At 58.0% G+C, this 25,256-nt stretch carries 20 protein-coding genes and 2 pseudogenes; 11 read left to right on the top strand and 11 right to left on the bottom strand.

From position 1 onward, the window contains the following. Positions 1-88: 88 nt before the first annotated feature. Both WM95_RS03045 and WM95_RS03050 read left to right on the top strand, forming a co-directional pair. Positions 89-886, top strand: coding sequence for a hypothetical protein (locus WM95_RS03045; protein ID WP_103791508.1), 798 nt, complete (start codon positions 89-91; stop codon positions 884-886). Next, positions 883-1,818 carry a DUF1848 domain-containing protein gene (locus WM95_RS03050; RefSeq protein WP_088544632.1) on the top strand — a complete coding sequence of 312 codons (936 nt, stop codon included), beginning with the start codon at positions 883-885 and terminating at the stop codon, positions 1,816-1,818. Before WM95_RS03045 ends, WM95_RS03050 begins: the two co-directional genes overlap by 4 nt. A 43-nt stretch (positions 1,819-1,861) precedes the next feature. On the opposite strand, the gene WM95_RS03055 is transcribed toward WM95_RS03050, so the two are convergent. Then, a complete protein-coding gene (locus tag WM95_RS03055) occupies positions 1,862-2,551 on the bottom strand; it encodes a DUF4400 domain-containing protein (RefSeq protein WP_042928498.1) in 690 nt (229 codons plus the stop codon). Beyond that, a pseudogene (traD, locus tag WM95_RS03060) lies at positions 2,548-4,002 on the bottom strand (type IV conjugative transfer system coupling protein TraD); the annotation flags it as partial. The gene WM95_RS03055 and the pseudogene traD, both read right to left, overlap by 4 nt. On the opposite strand from traD, the pseudogene WM95_RS03065 reads away from it, so the two are divergent. Then, positions 4,001-4,960: pseudogene (locus WM95_RS03065) on the top strand (MFS transporter); the annotation flags it as partial. The pseudogenes traD and WM95_RS03065 overlap by 2 nt on opposite strands. 37 nt (positions 4,961-4,997) lie before the next feature. Here WM95_RS03065 and WM95_RS27560 read toward each other — a convergent pair. The 5 genes from WM95_RS27560 to WM95_RS03090 all read right to left on the bottom strand — a co-directional run bounded on the left by WM95_RS27560 (position 4,998) and on the right by WM95_RS03090 (position 11,111). Beyond that, positions 4,998-6,239: a hypothetical protein gene (locus tag WM95_RS27560; protein ID WP_063408556.1), complete on the bottom strand. Its 1,242-nt coding sequence runs from the start codon at positions 6,237-6,239 to the stop codon at positions 4,998-5,000. Positions 6,240-6,364: 125 nt separating this feature from the next. Next, positions 6,365-7,186, bottom strand: coding sequence for an alpha/beta fold hydrolase (locus WM95_RS03075; RefSeq protein ID WP_063408557.1), 822 nt, complete (start codon positions 7,184-7,186; stop codon positions 6,365-6,367). A 30-nt stretch (positions 7,187-7,216) separates the two neighbouring features. Beyond that, positions 7,217-8,836: an MFS transporter gene (locus WM95_RS03080; protein WP_088544633.1), complete on the bottom strand. Its 1,620-nt coding sequence runs from the start codon at positions 8,834-8,836 to the stop codon at positions 7,217-7,219. Continuing rightward, positions 8,833-9,240 carry a DoxX family protein gene (locus WM95_RS03085; RefSeq protein ID WP_063408559.1) on the bottom strand — a complete coding sequence of 136 codons (408 nt, stop codon included), beginning with the start codon at positions 9,238-9,240 and terminating at the stop codon, positions 8,833-8,835. The genes WM95_RS03080 and WM95_RS03085 overlap by 4 nt, the downstream gene beginning before the upstream one ends. Further along, positions 9,240-11,111, bottom strand: coding sequence for an amidohydrolase (locus WM95_RS03090; RefSeq protein ID WP_063408560.1), 1,872 nt, complete (start codon positions 11,109-11,111; stop codon positions 9,240-9,242). Before WM95_RS03090 ends, WM95_RS03085 begins: the two co-directional genes overlap by 1 nt. A 218-nt stretch (positions 11,112-11,329) precedes the next feature. Between WM95_RS03090 and WM95_RS03095 the strand changes: the two genes are divergently transcribed. The 5 genes from WM95_RS03095 to WM95_RS03115 all read left to right on the top strand — a co-directional run bounded on the left by WM95_RS03095 (position 11,330) and on the right by WM95_RS03115 (position 18,552). Then, positions 11,330-12,016 (top strand): hydrolase, encoded by a 687-nt coding sequence (locus tag WM95_RS03095; RefSeq protein WP_008501349.1) that lies wholly within the window; start codon positions 11,330-11,332, stop codon positions 12,014-12,016. Between the two features lie 61 nt (positions 12,017-12,077). Next, positions 12,078-12,299: a DUF1427 family protein gene (locus WM95_RS03100; RefSeq protein ID WP_063408561.1), complete on the top strand. Its 222-nt coding sequence runs from the start codon at positions 12,078-12,080 to the stop codon at positions 12,297-12,299. Continuing rightward, a complete protein-coding gene (locus tag WM95_RS03105; protein WP_010427264.1) occupies positions 12,296-12,556 on the top strand; it encodes a XapX domain-containing protein in 261 nt (86 codons plus the stop codon). The genes WM95_RS03100 and WM95_RS03105 overlap by 4 nt, the downstream gene beginning before the upstream one ends. Before the next feature lie 23 nt (positions 12,557-12,579). Then, complete coding sequence (locus tag WM95_RS03110; RefSeq protein WP_023310239.1) at positions 12,580-12,960, top strand: response regulator transcription factor; 381 nt, start codon at positions 12,580-12,582, stop codon at positions 12,958-12,960. Positions 12,961-12,969: 9 nt separating this feature from the next. After that, entirely contained in the window at positions 12,970-18,552 is a 5,583-nt protein-coding gene (locus WM95_RS03115) for a trifunctional serine/threonine-protein kinase/ATP-binding protein/sensor histidine kinase (RefSeq protein WP_063408562.1), read from the top strand. Positions 18,553-18,555: 3 nt separating this feature from the next. Here WM95_RS03115 and WM95_RS03120 read toward each other — a convergent pair whose 3' ends face one another. Next, positions 18,556-19,173 carry a response regulator transcription factor gene (locus tag WM95_RS03120; protein ID WP_063408563.1) on the bottom strand — a complete coding sequence of 206 codons (618 nt, stop codon included), beginning with the start codon at positions 19,171-19,173 and terminating at the stop codon, positions 18,556-18,558. Between the two features lie 185 nt (positions 19,174-19,358). Beyond that, on the bottom strand, positions 19,359-19,745 hold the full coding sequence (locus tag WM95_RS03125; RefSeq protein WP_023310242.1) for a VOC family protein: 387 nt from the start codon (positions 19,743-19,745) through the stop codon (positions 19,359-19,361). A gap of 88 nt (positions 19,746-19,833) precedes the next feature. Between WM95_RS03125 and WM95_RS03130 the strand changes: the two genes are divergently transcribed. Then, positions 19,834-20,436, top strand: a complete 603-nt coding sequence (locus WM95_RS03130) for an ATP-dependent Clp protease proteolytic subunit (protein WP_023310243.1) — start codon at positions 19,834-19,836, stop codon at positions 20,434-20,436. 136 nt (positions 20,437-20,572) lie between these two features. Beyond that, the gene (locus WM95_RS03135) at positions 20,573-21,694 is read left to right on the top strand and encodes a ribosomal protein uL16 3-hydroxylase (protein WP_088544634.1); all 1,122 of its coding nucleotides are present in this window, start codon (positions 20,573-20,575) and stop codon (positions 21,692-21,694) included. Between the two features lie 318 nt (positions 21,695-22,012). Here the strand turns inward: WM95_RS03135 and WM95_RS03140 are convergent, their stop codons facing one another. Further along, a complete protein-coding gene (locus WM95_RS03140; RefSeq protein ID WP_063409560.1) occupies positions 22,013-23,431 on the bottom strand; it encodes an aminotransferase-like domain-containing protein in 1,419 nt (472 codons plus the stop codon). A 176-nt stretch (positions 23,432-23,607) separates the two neighbouring features. On the opposite strand from WM95_RS03140, the gene WM95_RS03145 reads away from it, so the two are divergent. Continuing rightward, positions 23,608-23,769: a DUF1127 domain-containing protein gene (locus tag WM95_RS03145; RefSeq protein WP_063409561.1), complete on the top strand. Its 162-nt coding sequence runs from the start codon at positions 23,608-23,610 to the stop codon at positions 23,767-23,769. A 41-nt stretch (positions 23,770-23,810) separates the two neighbouring features. Here the strand turns inward: WM95_RS03145 and pdxR are convergent, their stop codons facing one another. Next, positions 23,811-25,199 (bottom strand): MocR-like pyridoxine biosynthesis transcription factor PdxR, encoded by a 1,389-nt coding sequence (gene pdxR / locus WM95_RS03150; protein ID WP_063409562.1) that lies wholly within the window; start codon positions 25,197-25,199, stop codon positions 23,811-23,813. Positions 25,200-25,256: the final 57 nt, after the last annotated feature.

The raw sequence follows: 25,256 nt of genomic DNA on the forward strand, positions 1-25,256 counted from the left end.
GTAATGATTGGTTAATTGATTTAGAACACGAAAAATTTCGGTACATTCCATTATTGTTTTTCTAATGGTAATGCTTCGAGGTTAAATTATGGATGGTTTAATTAAAAATTGTCATGATAGGATTGAAGGGGACAAACATCTCAAATGTGATGCTTCCTTAGGTGATGATTGTCTTCAATGTAGCAGTAATATGTATTTTGATGGCAATGATGTGAATTACGAATGTGATAATAAAAGGTATATCTATATTGCGCGGTATTTACCTGTTCATTCTTCTGAGATTTCTAATGCGCTAGATCATTTGGCGATGAGTTTTTATGATGAGCTTAAGGATAAAGAAAAAATAGTATTCGCAAGTTTTGGTGCTGGTCCAGGAATAGATACATATGCTTTTCATCGTTGGCTTGATAAGCATCGTAATGATTTATCCTGCAAAAATATTACTGCATTTAGGATCGAGTGTTGCGATGAGTGGACTGAGTTAGCTAAAGAAGTTATGTTTTCAAATAGCCCTCAGGGTTTTGAGCGAAAATATTATAGAAATATTGTGGATGTCACGACGGAGGATGTTAATATTTCTGAAAGGTTCGATATTGCAACATTATCATATATTGTTTCTGAACTCGATGAGTCTGGTATTAATAAATTAATTGAAAACATTAAAAATAATAAAAGTGAATGTTCATACATTGTAATTAATGACCGAAATGAACCTCTCGTCAAAGAGAAGATAATTAAAATAATGACTGCGGTAGCAGATGCAGGTTATCGTGATTATCATTATGATAGTGAACATTGTGGTTTCTCCTATCCTGATGATATATACTCAAGTATTAGTCCTAAAGTTTTTCGTAAATCTGTATATTTTGTAGGTAAATTGAAATGATAATCAGTGCCAGTAGACGAACAGATATCCCTGCTTTTTACCATGACTGGTTTATGAATCGAATTAAAGAAGGGTTTCTGTTGATACGAAATCCCTATAACTACCATCAAGTAAAAAGGATATCTTTGCTTCCCGAAGATATCGATGCTATCGTTTTCTGGACGAGAAACCCCGGTAAGATGCTATCTGATCTGGAGCTTCTTAAGGAGTTTAAATATTATTTTCAGTATACCATAACAGGTTATCCGAAAATACTGGATGCTCATGGATTAAACCCTCATCGTGCAATATCAACTTTTTTAGCGCTTAGCAAGAAAATTGGCCGTAATAAAGTAATATGGCGCTATGATCCGATAATTATTTCAAGTGCAACGCCAGTTTCTGAGCATAAACGGCTTTTCCAGAAGATAGCCTCTAATCTGGTTGGTCATACTGACCGTGTAGTGATTAGTTTCGCAGATTTGTATCAAAAAACAAAGCGAAACCTCAATCTAATCCCTGATTTTACATATAGGGATATTACTCATTTCCATGAGGAACTTTATGATTTATGCTCTTTTTTTGCAGATGTCGCTCGGGAATACGATATGCAAATATCAACATGTGCGGAATCGCTTGATCTTGAACAGGTTGGAATCGTTAAGGGTAAATGTATTGATGATAGGTTGCTGAAGGAGTTATTCGGACTACATGTTTCAGGTATAAAAGATTCAGGGCAGCGAGAAGCATGTGGATGTATCAAAAGCATTGATATCGGACAGTATAATACTTGTTTACATGGTTGTAGGTATTGTTATGCAACATTTAATGAAAATATAGTGAAAGCTAATATGAAAAAACATAATCCAATCAGCCCATTTCTTTTAGGTGATGCTTCTGATGTGGATAATGATCTTTTGAAAAATGTAATTATTCAACAAAAGCTATTTTAATGCCTCGTTTTAGGTGTTTTTTAGGAAGTGTTGGGGTAATGGATTATAACCTTCCTCGGATATTCATACACAAAAGAAGATAATAAATCATAACCCCTGCAGATAGGAATGATAAATAATCTATTTTTAGTGAGGGAAAAACATTTGGAACTGAGAGAGTTATAATAATTATATACTTACATGTTTTTCCCATTATGGAAGTTAGCCGGTTAAGAATCAACGTTGACTCATAACCCGCACCAAATCGTCGCAGATCTCGCAGAACCAATCCCTCAATCATTCCCATTGTCATACAAAATAAAAATAGTGGAAAAGTTATAATCAATCTGAGCACCTGCATCATAACACTTTGCATCGAATAAAACATAGTGTACGTTATGCTGCGGATTACAGGACTCAGTGAAGATGTCAGTTCACGTTGTTTGAAGAGACTGAGTACTATTTCTTCAGTATGTCTCAACACTATTTGGTTATATTGTAGTAAACCCAGAATATGAGTTTTCAACGGATGCCTACGTAGATCCTGCTCCAGCGCTGCCTGTTCGTGTAGCACTGCACGCGAAATATGCTCAACATCGTCTTGCGGCCATAAAAAATATAGAAATAATGTCAGCAACAGATGTAAAAAGACTCCCTCAATAATAATTACCAATGCATAACTTACAAGTCTTAATAATCCAATTACCAAGCCGGAAGGTGGCTGAGAAGGGAGTGTCGGTTGTTGCTGGCTCATTCTACGTTCCCTCCGTTCTGGCGGGGCTGCATCCATTCTGTTAGCTGCTGGATAGAATACGGCAGCGTCCAGTGTTTGTCGTCGATGGGCAGCGGCAGACGAATTTTCCACAACTGCCCGCCTTCGAGCAGGGCAAAGGCCTGCCCTTTGGGAAGCTGGATCAGCGCGGCGGTATCAAGTAGCGGCACATTACTGGTGGTTACCTGCTCGCGGGTATTGCTGGTAAAGCTGTTGATGCCGCCCGGCGTGTCGGTGACGCCGGAGCTAACCTGACGGCTGCGCACTTCCACCTGCGGCAGTTGCTTCGTCAGTAGTTCGGCGGTGGTGGTTTCGCGCACCCGCAGCATAATCAGGTTGTTGAAATTGCCGACCACCTGGCCTGCTTTGGGCGCGCTACCGAGGCGGGCCTGAATATCACTTAGCGTCTGGGTATAGGCGGTGACCTGAATGCCCGCGCCGCCGCCCTTGTTGACCAGCGGGATAAACTCCTCGCCCATCAGTTCATTAAACTCATCGCAATGCAGGTTGATGGGCGACGGTTTTTCGCTATTGCCGGGCAGTCCATCATTCAGGCCAAACTTATACAGATGCCCGGCGACGCTCACCAGATCGGCAAACATCGAGTTGCCGACGGCGGCAGTGACCACCGCATCGGAGAGCGCGTCCAGCCCGACATAGACCACCGCCTTCTGGCGGATCGCCTGCTGCCAGTCGAGGATCGGACGCGAGTCGTCCAGATCGTGGTAGTCCGGAGCGAGCAGAGCGGCGAGCGTGCCAGTGGTCAGCTTTTCCAGCAGCGGCAGCAGCGAGGCGACAATCTTGTCGAAGTAGGTTTTGTCATAGCGCACCGCCGAGAGCAGGCCTTCGAGGATCGGATCGTAGAATTTCTCCGCGTTGAGGTACTGCTCCAGCGCCACTACGTGAGGATCGCGGCCCAGCATATGGCGCGGCATATTCCGGTCATTAAGCTGTTCCGCCAGTTGCACCACCACTTCCCATGCCCGCGCGTTGTGGCGCGGCAGCACGATGCGGGCATAGTCGATAAACAGGGCATCGATATTGACGACGTGGCGGGAAATTAACTGATAGTAGGGACGCTGACCAAGCGCCACCAGGGCGCGGGCGATGATGTTGACAAAGCGCCAGGCAAACTCGCGAAAGGCCGCCGAGTTACCTTCGCCGGAAAGCTGTCCGGTGAGGCGCGACGCCACTTCCGAAATGCGGCCAAAGCGCCCGATGGCGTTGTAGCGGGCGGAGATCTCCGGATACGCCAGATGGAACATAATAAAGCGGTCTCCGCGTCCGGCGCGCTGCGCTTCAGTCCACAGACGCTTCAGCAGATCCGCGTCGCCTTTCGGATCAAACACGATCACCACCTCGCCACGGCGGATATCCTGGGTGGCGAGTAGTTCCGCCAGACGGGTTTTGCCGACGCGGGTGGTGCCGAGCACCCGCGCGGTGACGGCGGCGATGCTCGGGGTGAACGCGGGGATTGCCTGCGCCAACATCTTCTTCCCGAAGCTGGCGGCGTTCTTCGCCCAGTACAGCAACGATAAAGGCTACTTTATGGCGGCGCTGGTGATGATGCTGGTGGGCCTGCCGCTGATGCTCAACGGCTTTATGCAGATCAAAGAGCGCGTGCCGCCGAGCCCGGAAAAGGTGACCATCCGAGACACCTTCCACAACCTGCGCCAGAACAAGCCGCTGTTTATCGTCCTGCTGTCGTTCTTTTTCTGCGTGTTCCACAACGTGGCGGGCGGGCTGTATATCTACTTCTTTATCAACAACCTGGGTGACGGCAGCCTGCAGATGGCGATTGGCGTGATGGGGATTGTCGCGGCGGTGCTGTGCCTGGTCGCCCCAATGCTGACGCGCCGGATGCAGAAGCGGAAGCTGTTTATGATCCTCTGCGGGCTGGACGTGGCGGTGCGCGTGGTGATGTGGTTTGTCGGCTATCAGCAGGTGACGATGCTGTTTATTCTGCTCGGGCTGAGCACGCTGTTCGTGATGATGACCAACATCCTCACCTCGTCGATGATTGCCGACACCATCGAGTACGCGGAGTACCACACCCACAAGCGCTGCGCGGCGATCACCTTCTCCGGGCAGACCTTTACCGGCAAGATGTCGGTGGCGGTGGGCGGCGGGTTAATCGGCGTGTTTCTGACGATGATCGGCTACGTGCCGCAGGCGCAAATCCAGAGCGAGAGCGTACTGTCGGGGCTGTTCTTCGGGATTTGCCTGCTGCCGGCGATTGGGTCGCTGATCCGAATCGTGTTTATGTCGCGCTTTACCTTTACCGAGGAGAAGCATGCGGAGATTTGTCGGCTGCTGGCGGAGCGCGAGCACGGCGTTGTGCAACGTGGTGAGCCTGGGCAGAAGCATGAGCCTAGGCTTACGGTGAATTGATTAAGTAGCGCCCGCGCTGCGGGCGTTTCTTAAAAGGTTACTTGATATCATGAAGCAACTTTAATAAAAGGCTTTCATCGGGAGATTTAATTTTCTGAAAATAAACAGGCTCAGCTATAGGAGAATCCCATTGGTGTATCTCATCCTTCTTAAACGGGATACATTTCATAGCGGTGTTTTTTAATCGTTTTATGCGAAGGTCATATTCGTCAAAGTTGTCTGGCGTAGTTTTCAGGCTCAGCGATCTGGCATGATTGATTTGCGTAGGGCAAATAAGCTGAATGTTTCCAAGCGAGAAAATGTTTACGCCGGTGATAAAGAATCTCGAAGGGATATCTTTATAATAACGTGTGTTCCATGTTAAACCATCAAACATCGCTGGTGGGTGAGTGTGGGTATCTATGTAATATTGATGTGTGCGCCAATCGCTTATGCCGGAAAGGTTCATGGTCATGTTAATGATCATATTGGGGGTGGGGCGGAAAATCATTGTCAGGACAAGCATGCTGACGGGAATAATGATTAGTGTATAAATGATTATTTGCAATAAACTTTTATTTTTCTTTTCATTTATCAGGATTATTCCTGGGAAAATACCCACAATAATCATCGCGACCGAGAGTGCAAGGAAAATGATAACCTGTAAGAACGTATTACTTTCTTCGTTAAAATCTAGCTGACCCGCGATAAAAACGAGTGGGAAGATTTGTGTAAAAGCAGGTGCAATCAATAACAGAGGCAGACAGTTCCTGACGGCCTTTTTCTGCAAATATTTTACATCACGCGTATCATCAACATCCTTGTACGAGTGAACGTTGAACATAAGCTTGTAGCATAAGCCATACGATGCGGCCAGTATTATGGCTATCGCTAAGGCAAGAACGATAAAACCATTTATATCCAGAAAAAATTGTAAGCAGAACGCTCCGATAAGTACAGCGCACATCACAACGCTATTACCAAAACAGACTGAGGTAAAGCTATGTGTTAAACCTTCGTATTTAACAAACTCTTTCTCATGTGCGGTGTAAATTAAGTAAGTAAGGAAAGATGAGATAAAAATGACAAGGCTGAAGCCAAGTAGTGAGACAAGGGTAAACCCAAATATTATTCCTACTGCGCTACTCACGCTTAATGCATCATATAAAATATCAAGCCGGTCAATATTCGCAAGATAGAACCATATAACGCTAAATGTACAGGCTGTGACAAATGAAGAGGATGTTAAAATAGCGATGATAAACTTTCGGGTTAGCCGCTTATGAAGCTGAATATTCATCTTATGTAGTCTCCCTTTGAAATGAAGGAATACTAGTCACAAGGGAGAGGGAGTTCTACGCTCAAATTTAGTATGCCGGGAAGTGCATATTCAGGCTGACGCCTTCTGGCGTCAGCCCCGGGAAATTACAGCGACTTCACAAACGCCAGCAGATCTTCGTTGAGCTGGTCCTGGTGGGTCAGCGCGAAGCCGTGCGGCGCGTTGTCGTACACCTTCAGCGTGGCGTTTTTGATCATCTCTGCCGCCAGCTTGCCGGTGCTTTCAAACGGCACGATCTGGTCGTTGCTGCCGTGGATCACCAGCGTCGGGACGTCGATTTTCGCCATGTCCGGGCGGAAGTCGGTTTCGCCGAACGCGGTCACGCAGTCGATGGTGCCCTTCAGGGACGCCAGCAGGGCGATGTTCAGCGTCTGGGTCAGGGCACCGGCGGAAACGGTCTGCCCGGCGTTGATACCGTAGAACGGCGTCGCGAAGTCGCTGATGAACTGGGCGCGATCTTTACGCAGCCCGTCGCGAATGCCGTCGAACACGTTCTGATCGACACCCTGCGGGAAGGAGTCGGATTTGCCGAAGATTGGCGTTACCGCGCCCAGCAGCGCCAGACCGGCCACGCGCGCGCTGCCGTAGTTGTTGATGTAGCGGGTCACATCGCCGCCGCCCATGGAGAAGCCCACTAGCGTCACGTCCTGCAGGTCCAGGGTGGTGTTCAGGTCGTTGATGTCGGACGCAAAGGTGTCGTAGTCATAGCCATTCCACGGCTGATCCGAGCGGCCAAAGCCGCGGCGGTCAAAGGCGATGGCGCGGAAGCCGCGCTCCGCCAGGTAGTTCAGCTGGCTGTCCCACATGTCGCCGTCCAGCGGCCAGCCGTGGCTGAAGAGAACCGGTTTGCCCGCGCCGCCGTCCTTGTAGTAAATCTGCGTGCCGTCTTTTGCCTTAAACGTTGCCATAGTGTGTTCCTGTGCAGGTGATGGTTATGGTTATACCGGCGCGACCAGGTAGCGAATTGCCGGTGATGTTGTGCCCTGATGAAAAGCCAGAACGCGGCTCTGCAGCAGGAGGTCATTCATGGTGTGGCGCTCCTGCTGGCGCAGATGCTCAATCCAGGAGCCCATCAGGAAGGTCTCGATAAACAGGCCGGGACGCTCGATATCCTCGTACACCGCCCAGCTCATCGCCCCGGCGCGGCGGCGCACCCGGCGCAGCTCGTGAACCGCCTCCAGGAAGGCCTTCGTATTCTGCGGGTCGATGATGTACTCGTGCGACACAAGCACCGGGCCGCGCTCGTTGGGCAGGTCAATCTCCACGCCGTCCAGCGGCTGGCCGCTGAGGTCGAGGTTCAGGTCCGGATCTTTCCCCAGCTTCCAGCGGAACACCGTCGCGCTCGCCAGCACCATCCCCAGCGTGGCGACCACCAGCGATGTCGGGGTGCCGAAGCGGGAGGCGATCTGCCCCCAGATGGCGCTGCCCGCGGTCATCGAGCCGAAGAACACCGTCAGGTAGACCGCCAGCGCGCGGGCCTTCACCCAGCGGGCGGCGCTGCGCTGCGCGCCGAGGTTCAGCGTTGAGAGCACCGCAATCCACGCGAAGCCGGTGAAGAACTCAAACAGGTTGAGCAGCCAGACGTGGCGCACGAACGCCAGCGCCAGCATGGTGAGGGCAAAGGTCAGGCTGGCGGCTACCATCAGGCGGTCGGCGTCGAGCCGCTGGCGCAGGCGCGGCAGAAGGATCGCCCCGGCAATCGCCCCCAGGCCAATGCACGCCAGCATCACGCCGTAGCCCGCCGGGCCTAAGCCCAGCTCGCGGCGCGCCACCAGCGGCAGCAGCGCCCAGCCCGCGCTGCCGAAAACGAAGAAGGCCACGGTGCGCACCAGTACGTTGCGCAGCACCGGCGCGGCGTGCACGTAGCGGATGCCGGAGCGCACCGCGGAGAAGAAGTGCTCCGGCGGCAGGTGCTGAATGGACGGTGCCGGACGCCAGCGCCACAGCACCCACGCCACGCCGACCACGGAGAGCGCGTTGAGGGCAAACACCATCCACGGCCCGGCGAGCGACAGCAGAAAACCGCCCAGCGCGGGGCCAATCGCCCGGCTGATGTTCACCCCGAGCGAGTTCAGCGCCACGGCGGCGCCCAGCTCGGGCTTGCTCACCAGATCGGGCACCACGGCCTGGAACGGCGGCGAGCTCATCGCCGCCCCCACGCTCAGCAGAAACGTCGCCACCAGCAGAACGGTGGGGGTGACGTGTCCGGTGAAGGAGAGCACCGTCAGCCCGGCGGCGGCGATGAACACCCACAGCTGGGAGAAGAGCAGGTATTTACGTCGGTCGACGATGTCCGCCATCACCCCGGACGGCAGGTCGAAGAGGAACATCGGCAGGCTGCTGGCCGCCTGCACCAGCGCGATATCTAAAGGATCGGCGCTCAGGGTCAGCATGCTCCAGTTGATGCCGACGTCGCTCATCCATGAGCCGACGTTAGAGACCACCGTGGCGATCCACAGCATGCGGAACACCGGCTGGCTCAGCGGCTGCCAGGGCGAAACCGTCGATGCGGGCGTCGTCTCGACGTGTGCGTCGCGAACGTCGTTAACCTGGGTCATGCGAACCTCTCCGCTGTCTTACGCTGCAGCCGCCACTGGCCCGGCCCGGTGAGGGCGAGGGTGGTGAAAATAATCAGCAGCAGCCAGCCAAACTGCCCTTCGGCAATCGACCAGTTCGGGTGGACCGCCAGCATCGCCACCAGCAGCACGGCGATAATCGGCAGGCACGCCAGGCGGGTGTAAACGCCCGCAATGATCAACAGCGGGCAAACCACCTCGGCGACAATCGCCGGGATCAGGCTGGCGTAAGGCCCGAAGCCGAACGGATCTTCAATGCGCGTCAGCTCGTCGCTGAAGTGCAGCACCTTCGGCAGGCCGTGCACGTAGAGCAGCAGCAGGCTGCCGGTCAGGCGCAGGAAGAACAACCCCAGGTCGATCCGGGGCGGCATAGTGGTGTTTTTCATCAGAATGCAAAGCAGCTGCAGCCCAGCGCCCCCCAGAAAGCGTTATCGTCGGACACCGGCATCTCTGACGTGCGGGCGAAATCATGCTGGTGGCTGTGAACCCCGCATGGGCCGCTGCAGTGATGAACGGCGCTCATCCCGACGCGGGCGGCCTGCGGCGGCGCGCTGCGGTAGTGGCCCGGTACCTTCACCACCGGGGACCACTCGGGCAGAACCGGAATGGCCGGCGGCGCGAGCGGGCCAAAGCTGCCTGCGGCGTAAACGATATCGCCGTTGACCACCGTCAGGACGGACTCGATGCCCTTGATCTCCTCTTCCGGCACGCGGAAGTAGTCTTTGCTCAGCACGGCCAGGTCGGCGAGCTGGCCGACCTTGATCTGCCCCTTCTGGTTCTGCTCGCTGGAGAACCACGCGCTGCCCTGGGTCCAGAGCATCAGGGCGGTATCGCGGTCCAGACGGGCGCTGTGGTCGTACATCTGCATCCCGCCGACGGTGCGGCCGGAGACCAGCCAGTAGAGCGCGGTCCACGGGTTGTAGCTCGCCACGCGGGTGGCATCCGTCCCTAAGCCCACCGGCACGCCGGTCTCGAGCATTTTCGCCACCGGCGGCGTGTGGCGGGTGGCTTCGATGCCGTAGCGCTCGGCAAAGTATTCCCCCTGGAAGGCCATGCGGTGCTGCACGGCAATGCCGCCGCCGAGCGCTTTGATGCGGTCGATATTGGCCTGGGTAACTGTTTCCGCGTGGTCGAAGAACCAGTGCAGGCCGTTGAACGGAATGTCGCGGTTCACCTTCTCGAAGACGTCCAGCATGCGGCTGATGGATTCGTTATAGGTGGCGTGCAGGCGGAACGGCCAGCGATGCTCTACCAGGTGGCGCACCACGCGCTCCAGCTCGTCCTCCATGCCCGGCGCGAGGTCCGGGCGCGGCTCGAGGAAGTCTTCAAAATCGGCGGCGGAGAAGACCAGCATCTCGCCCGCGCCGTTGTGGCGGAAGAAGTCGCTGCCCTGGCCCGGCGTGAGCATGTCGGTCCATTTTTCAAAATCTTCCAGCTCGTGGCCCGGACGCTGGGTAAACAGGTTGTAGGCGATGCGGATGGTCATCTGCTTTTTCTCGTGCAGCTCGGCAATCACCTCGTAATCTTCCGGGTAGTTCTGGAAGCCGCCGCCCGCGTCGATGGCGCTGGTCAGCCCCAGGCGGTTGAGCTCGCGCATGAACTGGCGCGTGGAGTTGACCTGCTGCTCCAGCGGCAGCTTCGGCCCTTTCGCCAGCGTGGCGTAGAGGATCATGGCGTTCGGACGGGCGATCAGCATCCCGGTCGGGTTGCCGTTGGCGTCGCGCTGGATCTCGCCCCCCGGCGGGTTCGGCGTGTCCCTGGTGTAGCCGACCACCTTCAGCGCGGCGCGGTTGAGCAGGGCGCGGTCGTACAGGTGCAGGATAAAGACCGGGGTGTCCGGCGCGGCGTCGTTAATTTCGTCCAGTGTCGGCATGCGGCGCTCGGCGAACTGGAACTCGGTCCAGCCGCCCACCACGCGCACCCACTGGGGCGACGGCGTGCGCAGGGCCTGCTCTTTCAGCATCCGCAGGGCGTCGGCCAGCGACGGCACGCCTTCCCAGCGCAGCTCGAGGTTGTAGTTCAGCCCGCCGCGGATCAGGTGCAGGTGCGAGTCGTTCAGACCGGGGATGGCGGTGTGGCCTTTTAAGTCGACCACTTTGGTGCCTTCGCAGTGGTGTTGCATCACCTCGGCGACGGTACCCACTTCCAGAAATTTTCCGTCGCGCACGGCAACGGCTTCCGCGACGGGGTTCTCGCGATCGACGGTGTGAAACTGGCCGTTAACCAGAATGAGATCGGCTTTACCGAGGGTAACCATAAACTGCTCCTGACTGAGAGGGGAATGGTCAGGATTATGGGAACCGGTTTCGGCAAAGATCCAGTTATACAATAGGATAGGTATACCAAAGTATAACTATACCTAAGGTTAACTATACGAAGAGATAATTACGCGCAGGGACGGAAAACCGCAGGATGAGGATGATTTTATCGTCGCGGCGCTCGCGGCGATTTCACCCTTAACCACTGGAAAATGCTATGACCTCTTCAAAGCTCGAAGTGTTAACCCCTGCGAACTGTCAGATCATCTTTATCGATCACCAGCCTCAGATGGCGTTTGGCGTGCAGTCTATTGACCGCCAGGTGCTGAAAAACAACACCGTGGCGCTGGCGAAAGCGGCCAAAGTGTTCAACATCCCAACCATCATCACCACCGTTGAGACCGAAAGCTTCTCCGGGAACACCTATCCGGAGCTGCTGGACGTGTTCCCGGGCCAGGACATCCTGGAGCGTACCTCCATGAACTCCTGGGACGACCAGAAGGTGCGCGACGCGCTGAAGGCTAACGGTAAGAAGAAGGTGGTGGTGGCCGGCCTGTGGACCGAAGTGTGCAACAACAGCTTTGCCCTGTGCGCGATGCTGGAAGGCGACTACGAAATTTACATGGTGGCGGACGCGTCCGGCGGCACCTCCAAAGAAGCCCACGACTACGCGATGCAGCGCATGATCCAGGCGGGCGTGATCCCGGTCACCTGGCAGCAGGTGATGCTGGAGTGGCAGCGCGACTGGGCGCGTAAAGAGACCTACACCGCGGTGATGGATATCGTGCGTGAGCACTCCGGCGCGTACGGCATGGGCGTGGATTACGCCTACACCATGGTGCACAAAGCGCCGTCTCGCCAGAAGAGCGAGCACCGCACCTTAGCGCCGGTCCCGGCACGCTAAGTTCCGCTGGCGGGCTGGTCCCTCATCCGGCTCGCCGCTGCCTCTTTCTCTGGAGTTCACAATGAGTATTGGGCTGATTTCCCTTGCCGCAGGCGTATTGATTGGCCTGATGTATGCCGTGCTGAAGGTGCGCTCCCCCGCGCCGCCCGCGCTGGCGCTGATTGGCCTGCTCGGGATGCTGGCGGGTGAACAGGCGACGCGCCATCTGTTATCCCGCGACGTCGCGCCCCCTCCTCAGGTGACCGTGCCGCAGGCTAAATCGCAGACGGGAGCGTCCTCATGAAGGCATGGATAATTTCGCTGGTGTGCGGCGTGGTTGCTGGGGTAATTTACGCTCTGCTCGACGTCCATTCCCCGGCACCGCCGGTTGTCGCCCTGCTTGGCCTGTTTGGCATGCTGGTGGGCGAACAGCTCATCCCGGTGGGACGGCGTTTACTGAGTCGCGAACCGCTTACCCTCGCCTGGTTTCGTCACGAATGCGTACCGAAAATCAGCGGCACGGCGCCCCCTGCGCCCGCGAAGGACGATCGCGACGTTTAATGATTTACCAGAGGAAAGACAGCATGACGCTGCCGTGGCGCATTGCCATCATTGATGACGAACGATCCGTCCGCAGCGGGCTGAGTAATCTCCTGGAGTCGGAAGGCTATTCAACCGATACGTTTGATTCGGCAGAGGTGTTTCTGAGCCATCCTCTCGCCCTGTCCGGCGCGGCGCTGGTGATCACCGATATCAAGCTGCGGGGCATGAGCGGCCTGGAGCTGTTTGAAAAGCTGCGGCTGCTGGCCGTACCACCGCCGCCCGTGCTCTTTATCTCCGGTCATGCTGATGAAAATATGCAGCGGTACGCTCTTAATCTGGGCGCCGCTGCATTTTTGCGTAAGCCTATTAACATCGATATTCTGCTGGATCATATTCAGCGGGAGCTGGCCCGCCGACAATAAGGATCGCGGATGAACGAACACGAGCAGCCTGCATTCTGGCCCGCCCAGGGGAATCTTTACCAGGGGCGGGTTTTTGTCCTTAAAGAGGATGTGATTTTTACCGTGCTGGCGCAGGAGGGCGGAATCGCCTGGATGCACGCGCGACATCCTCACTCCGGCGGTTCGTTTATTATCGCCACCGCGGTGAGCGACGAAGAGGAAGAGCGGGCCACCCGGCTGCTTAAAAACGAGTTTGCGCTGCGCGACGCGCTGCAGGACAGCTGGGCCATCCGCGCCGTTGCGTCCACCCAGTACCGGGGGCGCTTCGCGCTGGTGTACGCCCCGTTTTCGTTTGAGCTGCTGGCGCGGCGCGCGGGCAGAGCGATCTCGGGGATCGCGCGCTTTCTCGAGATGGCGATCCAGATCTGCGTTCCCCTGCGCCAGATGCATCTGCAAAACCTGATCCACGGCGATATCAAGCCCGGCAGTATTTTTGTTCATCACGATGCCACCTGCCGTCTGGGCAGCTTTGGCCTTTCCAGCAGCCTTTCCGATGCCGTCACCCAGACCCGGCTTGCCGTTTCAGGCGGTACGCCCGCCTATATGTCGCCGGAGCACACCACCCGCACCCAGCGCCCCGTCGACGGCCGCAGCGATCTCTACAGCCTCGGCATGGTGCTGTATGAACTCCTGACCGGACGCCTGCCGTTTGAGCTGGGGGAGGACGAGCAGACCAACTGGGCGCACTACCATATTGCCTCGGCGCCGCTGGCCCCGGACGCGATCCGCCCGGACGTGCCGGGAATGCTGTCGACCATCATCCTGAAGCTGCTGGAAAAGCACCCCGATAACCGCTACCAGACGGTCGACGGATTGATTGCCGACCTTCGCCGCTGCCAGGCGACGCTGACCTGCGAGGGCGAGATCGTCGCCTTTACCCCCGGCCAGCAGGACCGCACCCCGGCGATCCATCTGGCGGACTCCCTGTTCGCGACGCATCCGCAGGCGAACGACGTTATTGCGGCGTTTGAGCGGGTGGGGCAGAGCCTGGTGCCGGAGCTGGTGACGATCGGCGGGCCGTCGGGGATCGGCAAATCTTCGATCATCGCGACGGCGCTCAAAACGCTGCAGCAGCGCACGGTGCTGCTGGCGGTGGGCAAAGTCGACCAGTTTTCGCCGTCGCTGCCCTACGGCGTATTAAGCTCCGCGTTCCGCACCCTGACGCTGCACCTGCTGGGGCTGCCCGCAGAGGAGGTGGCGAAGTGGAAAATCCGCCTGTCTCGCGCCCTGGAGGGGTACGAGGCGCTGGCCGTCAGCCTGGTGCCCGAGCTGGGCCTGCTGCTTGAGAGCAAGCCGCGCTTCTCGGCGGATACGTTTTCCATTGATGCCCGGGCGCGCTTCAGCCATATGGTGCTGGCGCTGGTAAAAACCTTTGCCTCGCAGGGCTGCCCGCTGGTGCTGGTGCTCGACGACCTCCAGTGGAGCGACGCCGCCAGCCTGCATACGCTTAAATACCTGCTGATGAACTGCGGCGCTGTTCCGCTGCTGGTGGTCGCGGCCCACCGGGATATCAGCGCCGTGTCCGACGCCGCCCTGCAGGCGCTGCTGGCGGGCCTGCCGGAGGCGGCGCAAAACGCGAGCGAGATTGTCCCGCAGGCGCTTTCCGTGAAAGCGGTGGCGCGCTGGCTGGCGACGGTATTTCGCACCCGCAGCGCGGCGACGACCGATCTCGCCACGCTGATCCACGAGAAGACGGGCGGCAACCCGCTCTTTGTGCACGAGTTTTTCCGCCGCATCGTGGATGACGGCCTGGTAGTGCACAACAAATATCAGGACAAGTGGCACTACGATCTGCAGGCGATCCGCGCCAGGCATTACACCGAAAACGTCGTCACCCTGGTGCTGGAGCAGCTCGAAGAGCTGCCCGACGAAACGCGTCGCCTGCTGGGCAGCATCGCCTGCCTCGGCGGCACGGGCGAGATGGAGATGATCTGCCGCGTGGTCGGCATGTCGATGGCGGAAATGCGCTATGCGCTGCACCCGGCGGTGATGGCCCAGCTCATCGTGCTGGCGGAAAAAAAGTACGCCTTCACCCATGACCGGGTGCAGGAGGCGGCCTTTGCGCTGCTCGATCGGCATGAGAGAAGCCATATTCACCTGACCACCGCCAGCCTGCTGGCCGACGCCGCGCGTCAGGCGGCGGGGAACGAGCTGCTGTTCCGTGCCGTTCACCACGTCACGGCCGCGCTGGACAGCATCCAGCCCGCCCCGCAGCGGGAGATGTTCCGCGAGCTGAGCCTGCTGGCCGCGCGGCGCGCGAAGCGTTCGGGAGATTACCTTTCGGCGCTCGGCTATATCCAGACCGCCAGAGCGCTGGGCAACGCCGGGACGGTGTCGGACTTTATGCTCGATATCGAAGAGGCGGGCTGCGAGTTTGCGCTGGGGCATCTGGAGCGCACCCGCAAGCTGTGTGACGCCATTCTCGGCTGCCCCGGCGGGCTGACCGAAAAGGCGCTGGCGGCCAACCTGCTGGTGGAGGTGTATATTCGTCAGTCGGACAGCCGTCTGGCGCTGGAGGCGGCGCTCTGCTGGCTGGGGATTTTCGGTATTCAGATTAGCCGCTATCCGGAAGATGCCGACTGCGACGAGGCCTGGGCGCTGTTTTGCAACCGCACGGCCGACGCGCCGCAAAACCTGTTTGCCCAGCTGTCGCGGTTGGATAACCCGGAAACCGAAGCGGTGATGAACCTGCTCTACAGCGCCAGCATTTGCGCCAGCTTCATCTGCCCGCGCCTGCACTTTTTGCTGCTCTGCCGCATGATGCACCTGACCCTCGACCACGGCATTACCGGCGCCTCCACCACGGCGATGGCCTGGTTTGGCGTGCTGATTGGCCACCGCTACGCCGAGTATCGCCTCGGGTTCCAGTACGGCACCCTGGCCCGCGAGCTGGTGAATCGCCACGGCTACGACGCGTTCGAAGCCAAAACCCTGCTGCCGCTCGACCAGCTCAGCGTCTGGACCCAGCCTTTATCGTTTACCATCGAGTGCGCGAAGGCCTGCTTCACCTCGGCGGTGACCCACGGGGATATGACCATGGCCTGCTTTGCGGCCTGCCACCAGGTGATTAACTTCCTCTCGCGGGGCGATCACCTGGACGGGGTGTTGACCAGCATCGAGCGCGGCCTGGCGTTCGTGCGTAAAACCCACTTCCAGGACGTGGAGACCATTCTGATTGTCCAGCGCGGCTACGTTGAGTTCCTGCGCACGCCGGTCATCGGCACCTGGACCGCGTCGCAGGTGCTGCCGGAGGCGCTGCTTCCCGCGTCGCCGGAGCAGGCGCCGGAGAAGAACTCCACCATGCTCTTCTGGTACTGGCTGTATCGCGGCATGGCGCACTTTACCTGCGGCGAATATGCCGACGCGCAGGCGGATCTCGAGATGGCGGGCTGGTACGCGTGGTCTGCGCCGGGGCATATCCATCTGCTGGATTACCATCTCTACAGCGCGCTGGCGCTCTCCCGTCAGCTGACGCCGGAGACCTTCTCGGCGAACCACCGCCGCAGCATTCACGCCCACTACGACAAAATCGCCCTCTGGGCGCGCGTTAATCCCGGCACGTTCGCGGATAAAGAGGCGCTGATCTACGCCGAAATCGTGCGTCTGGACGGGATGAACAGCATTGCGCTCGAGCAGTATGAGAAGGCGGTCCGGCTCTCACGCGAGGGCGGGTTTAACCCGATCAACGCTCTGGCCCACGAGCTGGCGGGCCGGTTCGCGCTGGCCTGCGGCTACCCGACCGCCTCGGACGCCCACTTCCGCGGCGCAATTGCCGCCTGGGGCCGCGCGGGCGCGCAGGCCAAGGTGCGCCAGCTGGAGCAGGATTTCCCGCACCTGCTGGCCTCCGGGCAGGCCAGCGCCTACGACACGGTGGCGTTCGCCCAGAATGAGACCATCCGCGATCTCCAGAGCGTCATCAAAGCCTCCCGCGCGCTGTCGGAAGAAATCAACCTGGAGCGCTTAATCGAAAACCTGATGACTATTCTGCTCGAACGCGCCGGGGCGCAGCGCGGCCTGCTGCTGCGCGTGAGCGAGAGCCTGATTCCGGAGATCGAGGCCAGCGCCTGGACCAGCACCGAGGGCGTGCGGGTGCGGATCCTGAAAGACGTGCCGACGGCGACCGACCTGCCGCTGTCGGTGCTGGCGGCGGTGATCCGCACCGGGCAGGAGATCCGCACCGGCAGGCCGGAGGAGTTCCATCCCTTCAGCCAGGACCCTTATCTGGTGACCTCGGGGGCGGCGGTCATGTGCGTCCCGATGTTCAAACAGGCGCGGCTGGTAGGCGTGCTCTACCTCGAAAACCGCCTGATGCCGGAGGTCTTCACCGCCGAGCACTCGCGCGTGGTGAGCCTGCTGGGCGCGCAGGCCGCGGTATCCCTGGAGACGGCGCGGCTGTACGCCGAATTGCTGGCGGAGAACATCCAGCGCCGCCGGGTGGAGAAAGAGCTTCGATCCAGCCAGACCTCGCTGATGCTCGGCGAGCAGATCAGCCACACCGGCAGCTGGCGCTGGGAGCTGGAGCAGGATCTGATGTTTGTCTCGGAAGAGTACGCCCGCATTCTCGGCCTGCCCGAACGGCAAAAGACAATCTCCATGGCGGAGTTTTTGACCTTCGTTCATGAGGACGATTACGCCCGCATCAGCGCCATCGTCACCCAAAGCGTGCGCGACGGGCTCTCCATGCGCGCGGAGTTTCGCGTTAAGCGTACCGACGGCTCAACGCGCTACATCCTCGGGATTGGCGATCCGGTGGGCGTGGGCAGCGAGGTGAACGAGTATTACGGCATCATCACCGATATCACCAGCCAGCGCGCCGCGGAGGATGCGATGCGGGTTGCGCAGGCGGATCTGGCGCGGGTCTCCCGGGCCACCACCGTCGGACAGCTGACCTCCTCCATTGCCCACGAGATCAATCAGCCGCTGATGTCGATCGTCTCTAACGCCGGGGCGAGCCTGCGCTGGCTCAACCGCGAGCCCGCCCGGCTGGATAAAGTGCGCGAAGGGCTGGAGGAGATCGCCGCGGAAGGCGCGCGGGCGGGGGAGATCATTCGCAGCATTCAGTCCCTGACGCGCAAGCAGGATCCCACCTTCTCGCGCATCGACATGCACTACCTGATCCACCATATCATCACGCTTTCGCGCAGCGAGCTGGAGCAGAGACACATTAGCGTTGATTATCTGTTAAGGGCGCAGGACAGCTTTATCACCGGCGATAGCGTGCAGATCCAGCAGGTGCTGCTCAATCTGGTGATGAATGCGGTTGAGGCGATGGCCGAGGTGAAGGATCGCGCCACAACCATTAGCCTGAGCACCGCCAACGCGGACGGGAAAGTGATCGTCGAGATCGCCGATACCGGAAGCGGCATTGAGCCCGAGCGGCTGGAGCAGATTTTTGATTCGTTCTACTCCACCAAAGCACAGGGGATGGGGATGGGGCTGACCATCAGCGCCAGCATCATTGAGCGCCACTGCGGGAAGCTGAGCGCGCGCCGCCGGGAGCCGTACGGCACGGTGTTTGCGTTTGCGCTGCCGCTGGCGGCGCAGGAAGGGTAAGCGTTACTCCGCAGGCAGGCTTGAGGTCAGGCGCTCAACGGCCCTGACCAGCTCCGCCACGGAGCGCACCTGCATTTTCTCCATCACGCGGCGACGGTGCACCTTCACCGTGATCTCGCTGACGCCCAGCTCGGCGGCAATCTGCTTGTTCAGCATGCCGCTTATCGCCAGCGTCAGCACCTCGTGCTCGCGCGGGGTGAGGGACATGTGGCGCTGCTTCAGGGCGTAGTGCTCTTTATTGCGCGCGGCGTTGTGTTCCGCCAGCTGAAGCGCGGACTCGATGGCGTCGATAAGCGCGGTGGATTCGACGGGCTTGGTGAGAAATTCGTACGCGCCGCCTTTAATGGCGCGCACCGACATCGGGATAGTGCCGTGGCCGGTAAGAAAAATAATCGGGATTTCGCGCCCGCTGTCCTTAAGGGCATCAGCCACCTCAAAGCCCGAGATGGCCGGCATTTGCATATCGAGGACCACGCACGACGGGAGCTCTTCAAAGCGGTGTTGAAGAAACGCTTCTGCCGATGAAAAGCCGACGGCGTTCAGGTCCGCCGAATCCAGCAGCCCGATCACGGACTGTCTGACGGCGTCATCGTCATCAACCACATACACAATGTGTTCCATTCACCGCCCCGGTGCTGATTTACATGTCGAGGATGCAAACAATCCCGCCGGTTACGTAAGGGACTGTTTATGCTGACTTTCATCTTAACACATTAACTATCATTATCATTTAACAATATGATAACCGTATGAAGATGAAGTATAGCGATCCGTGACCGGGGCGGTTAAGGAACGAAACGCTGATTTTATGCACCCACAAGCTCAATGCGGTTGCCGTCCGGATCCGCAATTACCGCTTCATAGAAGCCGTCCCCGGTCATGCGCGGGGCGCTGAGCAGCGTGCCGTTTGCCTGTGCCCGCCCGGCCATGCTGTCGACCTGCGCTTTGCTGCCGACGTTGATGGCGATATGCGCCCAGCCGATAAACTCCGGGTGCGCAGGGGCGTCGGGCAGATCCGGCAGCGTCATCAGCTCGATGGTCGGCCCGTTATCCAGCGTAATAAAATGTGATTCGAAACCGGGACGATTTTTACTGACGTAGCGTTCGTTACTGCGGCCACCAAACACCGTTTCCCAGAACTGAACCTGCGCGTTCAGGCTGCGGGTCCAGAGTGCGACATGGGCAATATTCATAAGCTCCCTCGTTATTTGTCTGTGAGGACTTTCACCGGTAAAACAGGCTACACTCTGGTTTTGAGCGCGACAAGCTGAGGAAATAACAATGCACTACACACTGAAAGATAGCGACAAGGAAAAAGCGGAAGGGTCAAACGGCGCGGGCGCTCTGCAGCAAAAACTGCTGGAGTCTCGTTCGATTGTGATCTCCGGTGAGATTAACCAGGAGCTGGCGCAGAAGGTCATCACCCAGATGATCCTGCTGCAAAGCGTCAGCAACGATCCGATCAAGCTGTACATCAACAGCCAGGGCGGCCACGTGGAAGCGGGCGATACCATCCACGACTTCATCAAATTCATCCGCCCGGAAGTTCACGTCATCGGCACCGGCTGGGTGGCGAGCGCCGGGATCACCATCTTCCTGGCGGCGAAGAAAGAGCACCGCTACTCGCTGCCAAATACCCGCTTTATGATCCACCAGCCGCTCGGCGGCGTGCGCGGTCAGGCGACGGATATTGAGATCGAAGCGCGCGAGATCATCCGCATGCTGGATCGCGTGAACAAGCTGATCGCCGACGCCACCGGCCAGCCGCTGGAAAAAGTGAAAAAAGACACCGATCGCAACTTCTGGATGTCTCCGGCAGAAGCGCTGGACTACGGCATCGTGGGTAAACTGATTACCCATTATGACGAGCTGAAGCTGGACTAAGTTTTTACCGCCGTGTACGTGTCGGGTGGCGGCTACGCCTTACCCGACCTACACGTCCTCGTTTGACCCATGACAAGTTCCCCCTCTGCCTTCTTGCCTATAATCGCGCCTGTTTCCCCTCTCACTGGTGCTACCCATGGCGTATCAACTGAACCTGAACTGGCCGGAATTTCTTGAGAAATACTGGCAAAAACAACCCGTAGTGCTGAAAAATGCCTTCCCGAATTTTGTCGACCCGATTACCCCGGACGAGCTGGCAGGGCTGGCGATGGAGCCGGAAGTCGATAGCCGTCTGGTGAGCCATTTCAACGGCAAATGGCAGGCCAGCAATGGTCCGTTTGAGCACTTTGACGATCTGGGTGAAACCGGCTGGTCGCTGCTGGCGCAGGCGGTGAACCACTGGCATATGCCTGCCGCGGAGCTGGTGCGTCCGTTCCGCGTCCTGCCGGACTGGCGTCTGGACGACCTGATGATCTCCTTCTCCGTGCCGGGCGGCGGCGTGGGTCCGCATATCGATCAGTACGACGTGTTTATCATTCAGGGGATGGGTAGCCGCCGCTGGCGCGTGGGCGACAAGCTGCCGATGCGTCAGTTCTGCCCGCATCCGGCGCTGCTGCATGTGGATCCGTTCGAGCCGATCATCGACGAAGATCTGGCCCCGGGCGATATCCTCTACATCCCGCCTGGATTCCCGCACGACGGATTTACCCATGAAACGGTGCTCAACTACTCCGTTGGCTTCCGCGGGCCGAACGGTCGCGATCTGATCAGCAGCTTCGCCGATTACGCGCTGGAAAACGATCTGGGCGGCGAGCACTACAGCGATCCGGATCTGACCTGTCGCGAACATCCGGGCCGCGTGGAGCAGTACGAACTGGATCGCATTCGTCAGATGATGTTCGACATGATTAGCAAGCCGGATGATTTCACAAAATGGTTCGGCAGCTTTGTCTCCACCCCGCGCCACGAGCTGGATATCGCCGCCGCCGAGCCGCCGTACGCGCCGGAAGAGGTGCTGGACGCGCTGCAGGGCGGCGAAACGCTGTCCCGCCTGAGCGGCCTGCGCGTGCTGAACATTAACGGCAGCTTCTTTATCAACAGCGAACAGCTGGAGACGGTAGACGCGAAGGCGGCGGATGCGCTGTGCCGCTACACCGAACTCGGTCAGGCCGAGCTGGGCGATGCGCTGAATAACCCGGCGTTTGTTGAAGAGCTTACCGGGCTGATTAACCAGGGGTACTGGTACTTCGACGAGTAGTGCGGCACGGTTTTCTCCCTCTCTCTGTGGGCTGAGAAATCCCCAGTAATGATTAAACAGAAGCAATAACGTTGTTTCAGAAAGATTGAAGACTTACAGCGACGCCCTGGTCCGGCTGTAAATCGCTGGCACGTTCACCGGTCATGTCGTTACAGAGTAGCAAGGAACATAAAGTGAACGGAATAACCTCCACAGCCGTATGTTCCCCCTCACCCCAGCCCTCTCCCTCAAGGGAGAGGGGGTCGTCCATGCTGGCATTATTTTGTGGGGATTCCTCAGCCCTGTGGGAGAGGGTCGGGGTGAGGGCATCAGGCCGTGCTAGCCCTCCTCCATCGCAATCACAATCGCTTCACCCATCTTCTTCAACGCCTCGCGATTCTTCTCCGTCGGCGGCAGCGCCACGTTGATCCGAAGACAGTTGCGGTACTTCCCGGAGGCGGAAAACAGCGACCCGGCCGCGGCCTGGATCTTCAGCCGACACAGCTGCTTGCTGACGCACACCATGTCGATCTTCTCCGGCAGTTCAATCCACAGCAGGAAGCTTCCCTGAGGGCGCGTGACGCAAATCTCTGCCGGAAAATACTGCCGCACCCAGCAGGTGTAGGTTTCCATATTCTGCTGATAAATTTGACGCATACGGCGCACGTGGCGATGGTAATGGCCGTCGCGAATAAACGCCGCTACCGCCATCTGCGTGCCCGGCACGTTAAACCCGCCCGCGGCGTATTTCATGTGCATCACCCGGTCGTAATAGCGCCCCGGCACAATCCAGCCGACGCGCAGGCCCGGCGCCACGGTTTTGGTAAACGAGCTGCAGAGGATCACGCGGCCGTCGATATCCATCGAATGAATGGTGCGCGGGCGCGGGTACTCCGCCGCCAGCTCGCCGTAAATGTCATCCTCAACAATCACGATATCGTGCCGCTGCGCCAGGGCTAAGACCTGCTTTTTCCGCGCTTCCGGCATGATAAACCCGAGCGGATTGTTGCAGTTGGGTACCAGGATCACCGCCTTGATCGGCCACTGCTCCAGCGCGAGCTCGAGCGCCTCGATGCTGATCCCGGTTTCAGAGTCGGTGGGAATTTCAATCGCCTTGATGTCAAACCCGCGCAGCATCTGCATGGTGCCGTGAAACGACGGTGATTCTACCGCCACGATATCCCCCGGCTTGCACACCGAGAGCAGGGCGATCGACAGCGCGCCGTGGCAGCCGTTGGTGATGACAATCTCGTTCGCTGCCACGGTGGAGCCACCGTCCAGCATCAGACGGGCGATCTGCTCGCGCAGCTCCAGGCGGCCGTCGAGCACGTCATAGCTCAGCATCTCGGCAGGATTATGCTGCGCTATGCGGCTCATCTCGCGCCACAGGGGCTTCAGGCTCGGCTGGTTAATGTCCGGCGAGCCGCCGCCAAAGGAGATCATCTCTTTGTCGGCGCGGGCGTCCAGCAGCATCATCACCTCATCCCACTGGGTGACGTCCACGGGGCGCTGCACCGGTCGCGTCATGGCCGGAACCGGCGGCTGGGCCTTGCGCTGCGAGACAAAATAGCCGGAGCGCGGCTGAGGGGTGATCAGCTGGAGGTTTTCGAGGATCTGGTAGGCCTGCTGTATGGTGCTGATGCTCACGCCGTGCTCCTGGCTCAGCGCACGCACCGACGGCAGACGTTCGCCGCTGCGATACAGCCCTTGTTGAATGCGTTCCGCCAGAAGATTGGCCAGATGTTGGTAGCGCGTCATGCTGTATCCTTTGTTTTCACCATACAGATTGTAAAACCAGTACAGATTGCCGTAAAAATTGGCATGCAGATACTGTTTTAGCGGATCTGTATGTTAAACAAAAGGTGTTTTTGCATCTGTATTGCACAGGCCGATTTCCGGGATGATAACCCCACTGACACAGTGAGGAGAGCATCATGGAATTCTACGAGAATCGTTCAAAACGTCCGTTTATTGTGTTTGTCTGGATCGCGAAAACAACACGCAACTGGTATCGCATCAACCGCACCCGCCGCATCCTGAGCCGGATGAGCGACGAGCAGCTTAAGGACGTTGGGTTGTCGCGGAATGATGTATGAGCCACGTCATCGCCGGGCGAGCGCAGCGCACCCGGCGATGTTCAGCTCAGCAGCGCAAGCGTCTGCCGCTTCGGCCTTTCCAGCAATTCCACCGCCTCTTCATACGACCGCACGTTGTTATAGCCCATCACCAGCCCGTAGCGTTTGCCCGACCCGCGATACCACTCCGAAAGCGCATTCACCTGCAGCTGCTGTTCCTGCCAGCAGCGTGCCACTTCCCGGTCACTGCTTCCTCTGGTCAGGAACGCCACGATATGCATCCCGCCGTCATTTTGCTCGGTGAAAAACAGATCGCCATACACCTCGCGCAGGGCGGCAATCATCCAGTCGCGGCGGGTCTGATACAGCGCGCGCATCTTTTTCAGGTGACGGAAAAAATGCCCTTCGTTGAGAAAGGCGGTGAGGATCTTTTGCGTCAGCACCGGCTGGCCGCTGGTGGTAATGTCCGCGCAGTCGGTAAAGGCCCCGACGGTGCTGGCGGGCATCACCACGTAGCCCAAGCGCAGCGACGGCATGATGGTTTTACTGAAGGTGCCCATAAAAATCACCCGGTCGTGCCGATCGAGGCTTTTCAGCGACGGCAGCACCTTGCGGGTGTAGTGAAACTCCCCGTCGTAATCGTCTTCGATAATCCACGCCTCGTTCTGGCTGGCCCAGTCCAGCAGCTGCTGCTTGCGCGGCAGGGAGAGGGTGACCGCCAGCGGGCTCTGGTGCGACGGGGTGACGATGGCAAAATGCGCATCGCGATGGTGACGGAGCAGGTATTCCGTATCGATACCGCAGCGATCGACCGGTACCGTGTGCAGGCGCGGCACGATCCGCTTGAGCAGCTGCTGGCCCATAAAATAGCCCGGATCTTCAAACACCACCTTGTCGCTGCGGCTGGCAAGCGTGTCGAGGATCAGCCGCAGGCTGCCGCTGTAGCCGCTGGTGATCAGCACCTGCTCGGCGCTGCAGGAGAGCCCGCGCGAGATGTTGAGATAGCTGGCGATGGCCTGGCGCAGAGGATACCAGCCCAGCACCGGCGGGTTGAGCATCTCCTCCTGACGCATGGCGCGCGTCGCCTGGCCTGCCAGCAGCAGCCATTTTTTATACGGAAAGCTGTCAAGGGCGGGGATGCCGGGGCGCAGAAACCCGGCCCGCTCGCGCTGGCTGATGAGCGATGCCGGAAGCGTGCCGGTGGGCTGTTCCGCAGGGGCACTCTTATCCGGCAACAGCAGGTCCGGGTTGACCCGCGTGCCGCGCGCCCCCTGGCTCACCAGATACCCTTCCCCCGTCAGAATGGCATACGCCGTTTCGACGGTTTTACGCGCCACCTTCAGCTCTTCCGCCAGCACGCGGATGGCAGGCACCTTATCGCCCGGCTTCAGCACGCCGCGCGTGATGTTGTCGCGATAGCGGGAATAAATGTCGTGATAGCCCGGCTTCATGTCCTACCTCATTTCACGCTTTTTGTATCTTTTTACTATGTCATGAACGGCGTAGAT

Source organism: Enterobacter cloacae complex sp. ECNIH7, from assembly GCF_002208095.1.
Lineage (GTDB): Bacteria > Pseudomonadota > Gammaproteobacteria > Enterobacterales > Enterobacteriaceae > Enterobacter > Enterobacter cloacae_M.

What these genes read in the sequence shown, in the direction of transcription:
- WM95_RS03120 (WP_063408563.1), bottom strand. Translation starts at nt 19,173, where the DNA reads ATGGAACACATTGTGTATGTGGTTGATGACGATGACGCCGTCAGACAG.
- WM95_RS03140 (WP_063409560.1), bottom strand. Translation starts at nt 23,431, where the DNA reads ATGACGCGCTACCAACATCTGGCCAATCTTCTGGCGGAACGCATTCAA.
- WM95_RS03145 (WP_063409561.1), top strand. Translation starts at nt 23,608, where the DNA reads ATGGAATTCTACGAGAATCGTTCAAAACGTCCGTTTATTGTGTTTGTC.
- WM95_RS03050 (WP_088544632.1), top strand. Translation starts at nt 883, where the DNA reads ATGATAATCAGTGCCAGTAGACGAACAGATATCCCTGCTTTTTACCAT.
- WM95_RS03075 (WP_063408557.1), bottom strand. Translation starts at nt 7,186, where the DNA reads ATGGCAACGTTTAAGGCAAAAGACGGCACGCAGATTTACTACAAGGAC.
- WM95_RS03130 (WP_023310243.1), top strand. Translation starts at nt 19,834, where the DNA reads ATGCACTACACACTGAAAGATAGCGACAAGGAAAAAGCGGAAGGGTCA.
- WM95_RS03080 (WP_088544633.1), bottom strand. Translation starts at nt 8,836, where the DNA reads ATGACCCAGGTTAACGACGTTCGCGACGCACACGTCGAGACGACGCCC.
- WM95_RS03095 (WP_008501349.1), top strand. Translation starts at nt 11,330, where the DNA reads ATGACCTCTTCAAAGCTCGAAGTGTTAACCCCTGCGAACTGTCAGATC.
- WM95_RS03105 (WP_010427264.1), top strand. Translation starts at nt 12,296, where the DNA reads ATGAAGGCATGGATAATTTCGCTGGTGTGCGGCGTGGTTGCTGGGGTA.
- WM95_RS03110 (WP_023310239.1), top strand. Translation starts at nt 12,580, where the DNA reads ATGACGCTGCCGTGGCGCATTGCCATCATTGATGACGAACGATCCGTC.
- WM95_RS27560 (WP_063408556.1), bottom strand. Translation starts at nt 6,239, where the DNA reads ATGAATATTCAGCTTCATAAGCGGCTAACCCGAAAGTTTATCATCGCT.
- WM95_RS03085 (WP_063408559.1), bottom strand. Translation starts at nt 9,240, where the DNA reads ATGAAAAACACCACTATGCCGCCCCGGATCGACCTGGGGTTGTTCTTC.
- WM95_RS03135 (WP_088544634.1), top strand. Translation starts at nt 20,573, where the DNA reads ATGGCGTATCAACTGAACCTGAACTGGCCGGAATTTCTTGAGAAATAC.
- WM95_RS03115 (WP_063408562.1), top strand. Translation starts at nt 12,970, where the DNA reads ATGAACGAACACGAGCAGCCTGCATTCTGGCCCGCCCAGGGGAATCTT.
- WM95_RS03100 (WP_063408561.1), top strand. Translation starts at nt 12,078, where the DNA reads ATGAGTATTGGGCTGATTTCCCTTGCCGCAGGCGTATTGATTGGCCTG.
- WM95_RS03045 (WP_103791508.1), top strand. Translation starts at nt 89, where the DNA reads ATGGATGGTTTAATTAAAAATTGTCATGATAGGATTGAAGGGGACAAA.
- WM95_RS03090 (WP_063408560.1), bottom strand. Translation starts at nt 11,111, where the DNA reads ATGGTTACCCTCGGTAAAGCCGATCTCATTCTGGTTAACGGCCAGTTT.
- pdxR (WP_063409562.1), bottom strand. Translation starts at nt 25,199, where the DNA reads ATGAAGCCGGGCTATCACGACATTTATTCCCGCTATCGCGACAACATC.
- WM95_RS03055 (WP_042928498.1), bottom strand. Translation starts at nt 2,551, where the DNA reads ATGAGCCAGCAACAACCGACACTCCCTTCTCAGCCACCTTCCGGCTTG.
- WM95_RS03125 (WP_023310242.1), bottom strand. Translation starts at nt 19,745, where the DNA reads ATGAATATTGCCCATGTCGCACTCTGGACCCGCAGCCTGAACGCGCAG.